This window comes from Streptomyces sp. WELS2 (genome assembly GCF_013870595.1).
In the GTDB taxonomy this organism is placed as follows: domain Bacteria; phylum Actinomycetota; class Actinomycetes; order Streptomycetales; family Streptomycetaceae; genus Streptomyces.
Map to the genome: position 1 here is coordinate 1 of NZ_JACBWZ010000154.1, position 10,620 is coordinate 10,620.

The 10,620-nt window shown below is 71.8% G+C and carries 7 protein-coding genes and 2 pseudogenes; 3 read left to right on the forward strand and 6 right to left on the reverse strand.

Translation table 11 applies throughout. The features are described from left to right. Positions 1-287: MFS transporter (locus tag H5J33_RS12440; RefSeq protein WP_309485389.1), on the reverse strand; the 287-nt coding region annotated here is incomplete at its 3' end. 117 nt (positions 288-404) lie between these two features. Between H5J33_RS12440 and H5J33_RS12445 the strand changes: the two genes are divergently transcribed. The 3 genes and pseudogenes from H5J33_RS12445 to H5J33_RS12455 all read left to right on the forward strand — a co-directional run bounded on the left by H5J33_RS12445 (position 405) and on the right by H5J33_RS12455 (position 4,348). Further along, positions 405-1,025: a TetR/AcrR family transcriptional regulator gene (locus tag H5J33_RS12445; RefSeq protein ID WP_181794963.1), complete on the forward strand. Its 621-nt coding sequence runs from the start codon at positions 405-407 to the stop codon at positions 1,023-1,025. A gap of 315 nt (positions 1,026-1,340) precedes the next feature. Continuing rightward, positions 1,341-2,420 (forward strand): annotated as a pseudogene (locus tag H5J33_RS12450) (ABC transporter ATP-binding protein); the annotation flags it as partial. Continuing rightward, positions 2,420-4,348 (forward strand): ABC transporter ATP-binding protein, encoded by a 1,929-nt coding sequence (locus H5J33_RS12455; protein WP_181794964.1) that lies wholly within the window; start codon positions 2,420-2,422, stop codon positions 4,346-4,348. The pseudogene H5J33_RS12450 and the gene H5J33_RS12455, both read left to right, overlap by 1 nt. A 61-nt stretch (positions 4,349-4,409) precedes the next feature. Here the strand turns inward: H5J33_RS12455 and H5J33_RS12460 are convergent, their stop codons facing one another. From H5J33_RS12460 to H5J33_RS37400, 5 genes and pseudogenes are all read right to left on the reverse strand, one after another. After that, positions 4,410-5,546 (reverse strand): RNA polymerase sigma factor, encoded by a 1,137-nt coding sequence (locus H5J33_RS12460; protein ID WP_181794965.1) that lies wholly within the window; start codon positions 5,544-5,546, stop codon positions 4,410-4,412. Between the two features lie 241 nt (positions 5,547-5,787). Then, the gene (gene dnaG, locus H5J33_RS12465; RefSeq protein ID WP_181794966.1) at positions 5,788-7,695 is read right to left on the reverse strand and encodes a DNA primase; all 1,908 of its coding nucleotides are present in this window, start codon (positions 7,693-7,695) and stop codon (positions 5,788-5,790) included. 47 nt (positions 7,696-7,742) lie between these two features. Then, a complete protein-coding gene (locus H5J33_RS12470) occupies positions 7,743-9,008 on the reverse strand; it encodes an FAD-dependent oxidoreductase (RefSeq protein ID WP_181794967.1) in 1,266 nt (421 codons plus the stop codon). Between the two features lie 104 nt (positions 9,009-9,112). Next, positions 9,113-10,411, reverse strand: coding sequence for a deoxyguanosinetriphosphate triphosphohydrolase (locus H5J33_RS12475; RefSeq protein ID WP_181794968.1), 1,299 nt, complete (start codon positions 10,409-10,411; stop codon positions 9,113-9,115). A 70-nt stretch (positions 10,412-10,481) separates the two neighbouring features. Then, positions 10,482-10,620, reverse strand: a pseudogene (locus tag H5J33_RS37400) (sirohydrochlorin chelatase); the annotation flags it as partial.

Genomic DNA, 10,620 nt, shown 5'->3' on the forward strand with positions numbered 1-10,620 from the left:
GCCGCGGCGAGTGAACCGGCGGCGAACACCGCCGACCCCGTCGCGAAGGCCCGCCGGCGCCCGACCAGGTCGGCCGCGGACCCGGCGACCAGCATGAACGAGGCGAACGTCAGGTTGTAGGCGTTCATGACCCATTGCAGGGGTGCCCCCGCGGTGTGCAGGTCCTCGCCGATGCCGGGCAGCGCGACGGCCGCTCCGGAGATGGACATCGGCACGGTGGCGAAGGCGAGTAAGACCACGGCCAGCGTGATCGCCGGACGTGAGCGGCCCGCGGAAGCGGTAGTCACGGAGGAGCTCCTTCAGGAGACGGCAGGAAGTGGCCTCGAATGGCCACTTGGGCGACAGTGCCACTGAGTGGCATTAGCTGTCAAAGGGCAACCGCGTCCGGGTGGTAGGCTCCCCGCGTGAGTGACGATCTGCGCGAACTGCCGCTACGGGAACGGAAGAAGCTGCGCACGCGCCGCGCCTTGGCCGAGACCGCGCTCCGCCTGTTCACCGAACGCGGCTACGACGCCACCACGCTCGACGACCTGTGCGACGCGGTGGAGGTGTCCAAGCGGACCTTCTTCCGGAACTACCGGTCCAAGGAGGACGTCGCGCTCGCCGCCGACAGCGACCTGTGGTCGGCGTATCTGGACCGCGTGGCCGCCGCCGAGCTGGACGGCCCGCTCCTCGAAGTGCTCCGAGTGGCCCTGAACGCCACCCTGGGGGACATGGACCCGGACTGGGAACGCCGCTTCCTGGCCACGCGTGAGCTGTCGGAGTCCGTTCCCGTACTGCAGTCGCACAGCCTGGGCTACTGCCAGGACACCACCCGGGCCATGGTCGAGACACTGGCCGGCCGATCCGGCGCCGGCGTGGACGAGACCTGCCTCCGGCTCACCGTGGAGATCTTCGTCGCCTCCTGGCGCACGGCGTGCCTGCGCTGGACCGATCAGGGCGGCCAGGGCGGCCGCGACGGTCTGACGGAACTCATCGAGCGGACCTTCGCCCTGATCCCCGCCGCCCTCACCTGCGCCGCCTAGGCGCAGCCGGCTCCGCGACGGTCGACGGACGCCCGAACCGCGGCGGCGAGGGGGTCATCCTCCGGGTCCCGGGCAGGCGGGTCGGGGTCCGCCGGTGGGACGTGGCCGGGCGGAGGCCACCGCGAACCGGCTCGTGCACTCCTGCCGGGACGGCGAACCGCCTCACCGCGCCAGCGGTCTGCGCGTGGCCTGCGCCATCGGGGTCATGCGCATCACGCCCGCCCGGACGCACGAGCGCCGACCGGGCGCGTCAGGCCCGGTGCCGGTCGTGGCCGTCGAAGAACGAGTGGACGTGCGTGTAACGCCTGACGTCCGCGGTTCGGCCGGGCCAACACGGAGCTGACCGAGATGCAGCTGGCCACCGGCCGGCTGCTGGCCCTGATGTTCCCGATCGTGATGACGGTGGTGAACCTGTCGTCCATCGCCGTGGTGTGGTTCGGCGCGCACCGCATCGACAGCGGCGGGATGGCCATCGGCGACCTCACCGCGTTCCTCGCCTATCTGATGCAGATCGTGATGTCCGTGATGATGGCCACCTTCATGTTCATGATGGTGCCGCGCGCCGAGGTCTGCGCCGAGCGCATCCAGGACGTGCTGGACACCGAGTCCAGCGTGGTGCCGCCGGCGGCCTCCGTCACCGAGCTGCGCTCCCACGGGCACCTGGAGATCCGGGGCGCGGGCTTCCGCTATCCGGGGGCCGAGGAGCCGGTGCTGAAGTCCATCGACCTGACGGCCCGGCCCGGCCGGACCACGGCCGTGATCGGCTCCACCGGCAGCGGCAAGTCGACCCTGCTGGGGCTCGTTCCCCGGCTGTTCGACGCCACCGACGGCCAGGTGCTGGTGGGCGGCGTGGACGTGCGCGAGGTCGACCCGGTGCTGCTCGCCAAGACCGTCGGGCTGGTCCCGCAGAAGCCGTACCTGTTCGCCGGCACGGTCGCCAGCAACCTTCGCTACGGCAATCCGGACGCCACCGACGAGGAGCTGTGGCACGCGCTGGAGGTGGCGCAGGCCAAGGACTTCGTGACCAAGCTGGAGGGCGGTCTGGACGCGCCGATCGCGCAGGGCGGCACCAATGTCTCCGGCGGTCAGCGGCAGCGGCTCGCCATCGCCCGCACGCTGGTGCAGCGCCCGGAGATCTACCTCTTCGACGACTCCTTCTCCGCGCTCGACTACGCCACCGACGCCGCCCTGCGCGCCGCGCTGGCCCGGGAGACCGCCGAGGCCACCGTGGTGATCGTGGCCCAGCGGGTGTCGACCATCCGGGACGCGGACCAGATCATCGTGCTGGACGAGGGCCGGGTGGTCGGCTCCGGCCGGCACGCCGAGCTGATGGCAGCCAACCAGACCTACCGGGAGATCGTGCTCTCCCAGCTGACGGAAGCGGAGGCCGCCTGATGGCCGGGCCCATGGGACGCATGATGGCCGGGGGCGGCCCCGACCAGCGCTCGATGGACTTCAAGGGGTCGGGCAAACGGCTCGTCGCCCGGTTCCGGCCGGAGCGGCTGACCATCTACGCGCTGCTGCTGTGCGTGGTCGTCAGCGTCGGCCTGAGCGTGGTCGGCCCGAAGATCCTCGGCCGCGCCACCGACCTGGTCTTCGCCGGCATCATCGGGCGGCAGATGCCGCACGGCGCCACCAAGGAGCAGGTGCTCGACTCCATGCGCGAGCGCGGCCAGGGCCGGGTCGCGGACATGCTGAAGAGCACCGACTTCACCCCCGGCAAGGGCATCGACTTCACGGCCGTGGGAGAGGTGCTGCTGCTCGCCCTCGGCACCTTCCTGGTCGCCGGCCTGCTGATGGCGGTCGCGACCCGGCTGGTCAACCGGGCCGTGAACCGCACGATGTACCGGATGCGCGAGGACGTGCAGGCCAAGCTGTCGCGGCTGCCGCTGTCGTACTTCGACAAGCGCCAGCGCGGTGAGGTGCTGTCCCGGGCGACGAACGACATCGACAACATCGGGCAGACCCTCCAGCAGTCGATGGGCCAGCTGATCAACTCGGTGCTGACCATCGTCGGCGTGCTGGTGATGATGTTCTGGGTGTCCTGGATCCTGGCACTGGTGGCCCTCGTCACCGTCCCGCTGTCGTTCGTGGTCGCCACCCGGGTCGGCAAGCGGTCGCAGCCGCACTTCGTGCAGCAGTGGCGCTCCACCGGCAAACTCAACGCGCACATCGAGGAGATGTACACCGGGCACACCCTGGTGAAGGTGTTCGGGCGGCAGGAGGAGTCGGCGCAGCAGTTCGCCGAGCAGAACGAGGCGCTGTACCAGGCCGGGTTCAAGGCGCAGTTCAACAGCGGCATCATGCAGCCGCTGATGATGTTCGTGTCGAACCTGAACTACGTGCTGGTGGCGGTCGTCGGCGGGCTGCGGGTGGCCTCCGGCGCCCTGTCGATCGGTGACGTGCAGGCGTTCATACAGTACTCACGGCAGTTCTCGATGCCGCTGACGCAGGTCGCCTCGATGGCGAACCTGGTGCAGTCCGGCGTGGCCTCCGCCGAGCGGATCTTCGAGCTGCTGGACGCGGAGGAGCAGGAGGCGGACCCGGTGCCGGGCGAGCGGCCGGCCGAACTGCGCGGGCGGGTGTGCCTGGAGCACGTGTCGTTCCGGTACGACCCCGACAAGCCGCTGATCGAGGACCTGTCGCTGACGGTGGAGCCGGGGCACACGGTGGCGATCGTCGGCCCGACCGGCGCGGGCAAGACCACGCTGGTCAACCTGCTCATGCGGTTCTACGACGTCTCGGGCGGCCGGATCACCCTGGACGGGGTGGACATCCGCCGGATGACCCGGGACGAGCTGCGCTCCGGCATCGGCATGGTGCTCCAGGACACCTGGCTGTTCGGCGGCACCATCGCGGAGAACATCGCCTACGGCGCCTCGCGCGAGGTGACGCGGGGGGAGATCGAGGAGGCGGCGCGGGCGGCCCACGCGGACCGTTTCATCCGCACCCTCCCCGACGGCTACGACACCGTGATCGACGACGAGGGCACGGGCGTCAGCGCCGGTGAGAAGCAGCTGATCACCATCGCGCGGGCGTTCCTGTCCGACCCGGTGATCCTGGTGCTGGACGAAGCGACGAGTTCCGTGGACACGCGCACGGAGGTGCTGATCCAGAAGGCGATGGCCAAACTGGCGTCGGGCCGTACGTCGTTCGTGATCGCGCACCGGCTGTCGACGATCCGGGACGCGGACACCATCCTGGTGATGGAGAACGGCTCGATCGTCGAACAGGGCGCGCACGCCGAGCTGCTGGCGGCCGGCGGGGCGTACGCCCGGTTGTACGAGGCGCAGTTCGCGCAGGCCGTGGCCGAGGTGGACTAGGCGCGGGGGCCGCCGCCCGGCGGCGGCCCCTTCAGTCACCTTCAGGCACCTTCAGGCCCCTTCAGTCGAGGTATCCCCTCAGCTGCTCCGCGAACGCGTGGTCGCGGAGCTTGTTGAGGGTCTTGGATTCGATCTGGCGGATCCGCTCGCGGGTCACGCCGAACAGCCGGCCGATCTCCTCCAGCGTGCGCGGCCGCCCGTCGGCCAGGCCGTAGCGCAGCTGTACGACCTTCCGTTCGCGCTCCCCCAGCGTGGACAGCACCGCGTCCAGGTGCTCGCGCAGCAGCAGGAAGGCGGCCGACTCCACCGGGCTCGCGGCGTCGCCGTCCTCGATGAGGTCGCCGAGGGCGACCTCGTCCTCCTCGCCGACCGGCGCGTGCAGTGACACCGGCTCCTGGGCGAGGCGCAGCACCTCGCGGACCCGCTCGGGCGTGAGGTCGAGATGGGCGCCGACCTCTTCCGCGGTGGGCTCGTGGCCGCGCTCCTGGAGCATCCGCCGCTGCACCCGGACGACCCGGTTGATCAGCTCCACCACGTGCACGGGGACGCGTATCGTGCGGGCCTGGTCGGCCAGCGCCCGGGACATGGCCTGGCGGATCCACCAGGTGGCGTAGGTGGAGAACTTGTAGCCGCGGGCGTAGTCGAACTTCTCCACGGCGCGGATCAGACCGAGGTTGCCCTCCTGGACGAGGTCGAGCATGGTCAGTCCGCGGCCGACGTACCGCTTGGCGACGGAGACGACCAGCCGCAGGTTGGCCTCGATGAGTCTGCGCTTGGCCATCCGGCCCATGACGACCAGCCGGTCCAGGTCGAGCGCCAGCTCGCTGTCCAGGTCGGGGGTGGTGCTCAGCTTCTCCTCCGCGAACAGGCCGGCCTCGACCCGGCGGGCGAGTTCCACCTCCTCGGCGGCGGTGAGCAGCGGGATGCGGCCGATCTCGCGCAGGTACTGCCGGAACAGGTCGGCCGAGGGCCCGCCGGACTCCGTCCGCGCGACGACCGGGACCTCGGCCTCCGTCTGCTCGTCCGACTCGTCCGGCCCCTCCGCCCGCGCCTCCTCGGCGGCCGGCTCCGGGTCCAGGCCGGCCCGGCCCTGCGGGGGTACGGCCACGAGGACGCCGGTCTCCGCGTCCGGCTCGTCCCCGCCGGTGCGGGTGGCGCTGGTACTGCTGTCGGTCTGGGCGAGGGTCCGGGTCTGCACGGGGGGCGACCTCCAGGATGATCGCTGCGAAGCCGAGTGGCAGCGTGCGCTCCGAGGCTCGGGCACCGCCCCCAGTGTGGAGTACGACACAACACCGCCACGAGGGGCGTGCGGTGACTTTTTGCATCCGCCTGGTGACCCGGCGGTTATGCGGTTCGCCGGACTATGCGAGCGGCAATTGCGGGCCACGGTACGGGGAGGACGCGGACGCCGCCCGGGCGGGAAGACGGCCGGCGCCCGGTCAGAGCGCCTCCGCGCCCCGTTCCCGCAGAGCCTGGTCGTACTGCTGGAGGACCCACAACTCGTTCTGGACGGAGGCCAGTTCGGCGGGGTCGCCGCCGGTGGCGAGACGGGCCATCCGGGACTGGATGTCGCGGATGCGGCGTTCGACGGCGCGGCGGCGGATCTGGACCAGGACGGTGCCTGCGTAGGTCTCGTCCACCGTGCGGCGCAGGATCGGCTCGACGGCCAGCTCCGTGACCATGGAACGGACCGTGTCGTCCGGCGCGGCCTCGCGCACCCGGACCAGGTACTCCTGCGGGTCGGGCAGGCCGTACTCCGCGCCGCCCGCCTCCGCGATGGCCAGCCGCACGGCCGCGTACGGGGGTGCCGTGAACTCGTCCACTCCGTACGCGTCGAACGCCGGGGAGACCAGCTCGGGCCGCTGGAGGGCGAGTTTGAGCAGTTCGCGTTCGGCGGCGTAGACCGGGTTGCGCAGGGTCAGCGCCGGGCCGGAGTTCACCGGGCGCGGTGCCTCGGCCCACTGCCGTTCGTCCGGGCGGCGCCGGTCGGACGGCTGCGAGCCCCTGCCGCCCTCGCGTGCCCAGCGGGCCAGCTGGGCGACCCGGCGGACCACGAACTGGGTGTCGAGGATGCCCAGCATCCCGGCGAGCTCCACGGCGACCTCGTGCTGCGCGCCGCTGTTCTTGATCTTCGCGACGACCGGCGCGGCCTCGTCCAGCGCGGCGGCCCGGCCGGCCGGGGTGTCCAGGTCGTACCGGCTCACGATCTGCCGGAGCGCGAACTCGAAGAGCGGGGTGCGCGGTTCGACCAGGTCGGCCACCGCCTCGTCGCCCTTGGCCAGCCGCAGGTCGCAGGGGTCCATGCCGTCGGGCGCGATCGCGATGTAGGTCTCGGCGGCGAACTTCTGGTCGTCCTCGAAGGCCCGCAGCGCCGCCTTCTGCCCGGCCGCGTCACCGTCGAAGGTGAAGATCACGCGGGCGCTGCGGTTGTCCATCAGCAGCCGCCGCAGGATCTTGATGTGCTCCCCGCCGAAGGCCGTGCCGCAGGTCGCGATGGCCGTCGTCACCCCGGCCAGGTGGCAGGCCATGACGTCGGTGTAGCCCTCGACCACCACCGCGCTGCTGGTCTTGACGATGTCCTTCTTCGCCAGGTCGATGCCGTACAGCACCTGGCTCTTGCGGTAGATCGCCGTCTCGGGCGTGTTCAGGTACTTCGGCCCGTTGTCCGCCTCGTACAGCTTGCGGGCGCCGAAGCCGACGACCTCGCCGCCGATGTCCCGGATCGGCCACATCAGGCGGCCCCGGAAGCGGTCGATGGGGCCCCGGCGGCCCTCCTGGGACAGCCCGGAGAGGATCAGCTCCTTGTCGGTGAAGCCCTTGCCGCGCAGATAGCGGGTGAGGTGGTCCCAGCCCTGCGGGCTGTAGCCGACGCCGAAGTGCACGGCGGCGGCCTGGTCGAAGCCGCGCTCGGCGAGGAAGATCCGGCCGGTCTCGGCCTCGGCGCCGGTGGCGAGCTGCTCGGCGTACCACTGCGCGGCGATCTTGTGCGCCTCGACCAGGCGGATGCGCTCGCCGCGCTGGTGGGCCGGGTTGTACCCGCCCTCCTCGTACCGCAGCGTGATGCCGGCCTGCGCGGCCAGCCGCTCGACCGCCTCCGAGAAGGAGAGGTGGTCCACCTTCATCACGAAGGTGATGGTGTCGCCGCCCTCCTGGCAGCCGAAGCAGTGGAAGAGTCCCTTGCTGGGGCTGACCTGGAAGGACGGCGACTTCTCGTCGTGGAACGGGCACAGGCCCTTGAGGTTGCCGCCGCCCGCGTTGCGCAGCTGGAGGTACTCGGAGACCACGGCGTCGATCGGGACCGCGTCCCGTACCGCCTTCACGTCCTCGTCGTTGATCCGTCCTGCCACGGATGAATTCTACGGGGGCGCGGGGAGGCTCCCGGTGCCTCCGCGGGTCACGGGACGAGCCCGGCGAGCGGCACGTGCGGGTCCGACAGGGCCTCCACGTTCACCCGGGCCCGGGAACGGATGAGGTTCTGGATCGGCTCTGTGACATCCCACACGTTCACGTTCATCCCGGCCAGCACCCGTCCCTCGCGCACCCAGAACGCGATGAACTCCCGCTTGCCCGCGTCGCCCCGGATCACCACCTCGTCGTACGTCCCGGGCGGCGCCCACCCGCTGTACTCCATGCCCAGGTCGTACTGGTCGGTGAAGAAGTACGGCACCCGGTCGTAGGTGACGTCCCGGCCGAGCATCGCCCGCGCGGCGGCCGGGCCGCCGTTCAGGGCGTTCGCCCAGTGCTCCACCCGCAGCCGGGTGCCGAACAGCCCGAGCGGGAAGGACGCCACGTCTCCGGCCGCGTAGATGTCGGGGTCGGAGGTGCGCAGCCGCTCGTCCACCAGGATGCCGCCGCCGTGCGCCGGGTCGGCGATCTCCAGCCCGGCCGCCTCGGCGAGCGCGACCCGGGGTGCCGCGCCGATCGCCGCGAGGACGTCGTGCGCCGGGTGCTCCTCGCCGTCGTCGGTGCGGGCCGCGAGGACCATGCCGTCCTGTCCGACGATCTCGGTGAGCCGGACCCCGAAGTGGAAGCGGACGCCGTGCTCGCGGTGCAGCTCGGCGAAGAGATTGCCCAGCTCCGGCCCGAGGACGCCGTGCAGCGGGGTGGGCTCCGGTTCGATCACCGTGACCTCGGCGCCGTACTCCCGGGCCGCGGCCGCGACCTCCAGCCCGATCCAGCCGGCGCCCGCGATCACCAGGTGCCCGTTGTCCCGGCCGAGGTGCTGGAGCACCCCTTTCAGGCGCTCGGCGTGCGCGAGGCGGCGCAGGTGGTGCACGCCCGCCAGGCCGGTGCCGGGGACGTCCAGGCGGCGCGGTTCGGCGCCGGTGACCAGCAGCAGCTTGTCGTAGCGGACGAGGGTGCCGTCGTCACCGAAGCGGACCGTCTTCGCCGCGCGGTCGATGTGGTCCACGGTCTGGCCGAGGTGCAGCTCGACGTCGTGCCGGGCGTACCAGGCGGGCTCGTGCACGAAGACGCTGTCGCGCTCCTCCTTGCCGAGCAGATAGCCCTTGGACAGCGGCGGGCGCTCGTAGGGGTGGTCGCGTTCGTCGCAGATCAGTATCACCCGTCCGCTGAAACCCTCCGCCCGGAGCGTCTCGGCCGCCTTCGCACCGGCGAGACCGCCTCCGACGATGACGAATGTCTGATCCGCGTCGACCACTTGATGCCTCCTCGTAAGGGTGCCGCCACGTGCGAGCCTCCCGCACGCAGCGTGATGCGGGAAGAGGGTGTGACCCGATCAGGCCACGCACGGTCACCTTCCGTTCACCGGTGTCCCGTCAGTCTCGCGTGCAGCGACAGCGCGGAGGCGTCGGTGAGGGAGGCGATCTGGTCGACGATCACCCGCTTGCGCGCCCGGTCGTCCCCCGCCGCGTCGAACAGCGCGTGGAACTGGGGGTCCAGTCCGTCGGGCGCGCGGGCGGTCAGCGCCTCGGCCAGCTCGGCGACGATCACCCGCTGGTCGGCGCGCAGCCGCTCCTGCTCGGCGCGCTGCATCACATACCGGTCCGCGACCGCCTTGAGCACCGCGCACTCCATCCGGGTCTCGCGGGGTACGACCAGCCGGGCGGCGTACCGGGTGAGCCGGCCGGTGCCGTACGCGGCGCGCGTCGCGGTCTCGGCGGCCAGGCAGAACCGGCCGATGAGCTGGCTGGTGGCGTCCTTCAGCCGGGCCTGGGCGGTGGCCGTGCCGTCGTAGCCGTGCGGCCACCACTCCTCGTCCTGGAGGCGGTCCAGCGCGGCGGAGAGCTCGGCCGGGTCGGTGCCGGCGGGCACGTAGCGGCCGACGGCCACCTCGAACACCGCCCGCCGTTCCGGTTCCGCGTGCAGGCAGTCGGGGTCGATGTGCCCGGCGTGCAGTCCGTCCTCGACGTCGTGCACCGAGTAGGCCACGTCGTCCGACCAGTCCATGACCTGGGCCTCGAAGCAGGTGCGGGTGCCGGGGGCGTGGGCCCGGACCCAGTCGAAGACGTCGCGGTCGTCGTCGTACACGCCGAACTTCGGCGACGTGGGCGCGGTGGGGTGCCCGCCGCGCGGCCAGGGGTACTTGGTGGCGGCGTCGAGGGTGGCGCGGGTCAGGTTCAGGCCGACGGAACGGTCCTCGGTGAACCGTTTCGGCTCGATGCGGGTGAGGAGCCTGAGGGACTGGGCGTTGCCCTCGAAACCGCCGCAGTCGTCGGCGAACTCGTTCAGCGCGGTCTCGCCGTTGTGGCCGAAGGGCGGATGACCGAGGTCGTGGGCGAGGCAGGCCGCCTCCACCAGGTCCGGGTCACAGCCGAGGGCCGCGCCCAGCTCCCGGCCCACCTGGGCGCATTCCAGGGAGTGGGTGAGCCGGGTGCGCGGGCTCGCGTCCCACGCCCGGCTTCTGGTTCCGGGGGTCACCACCTGCGTCTTGCCGGCCAGGCGGCGCAGGGCGGCGGAGTGGAGGATGCGGGCGCGGTCGCGCTGGAAGGCGGTACGGCCGGGCCGTTTGTCGGGTTCGGGGGCCCAGCGTTCGGCCGACGCCGGGTCGTACGCGGGGTCGTGCGCCGTGTCGTGTGCCGTGGAGAGTGCGGTGCCTTCCATGGGTCGACAGTAAGCCCAGTCACCCGCCCGGTTCTCGTCCCGGGCGGCCGCGGGTCGCCCGCGCGGTGCTTCAGGCGGCCTCGGCCCACCGGGCCGGCAGGCTCTGCTCGTAACGGTGCAGGACCAGACGGGCCATCGCCTCGTGCGCGCCCAGCGGGGCGGAGGCGATCCACGGTGCCTGGGAGGCGCACTGCGTCGCGAAGCGGCCC

What these genes read in the sequence shown, in the direction of transcription:
- H5J33_RS12475 (WP_181794968.1), bottom strand. Translation starts at nt 10,411, where the DNA reads ATGGAAGGCACCGCACTCTCCACGGCACACGACACGGCGCACGACCCC.
- H5J33_RS12455 (WP_181794964.1), top strand. Translation starts at nt 2,420, where the DNA reads ATGGCCGGGCCCATGGGACGCATGATGGCCGGGGGCGGCCCCGACCAG.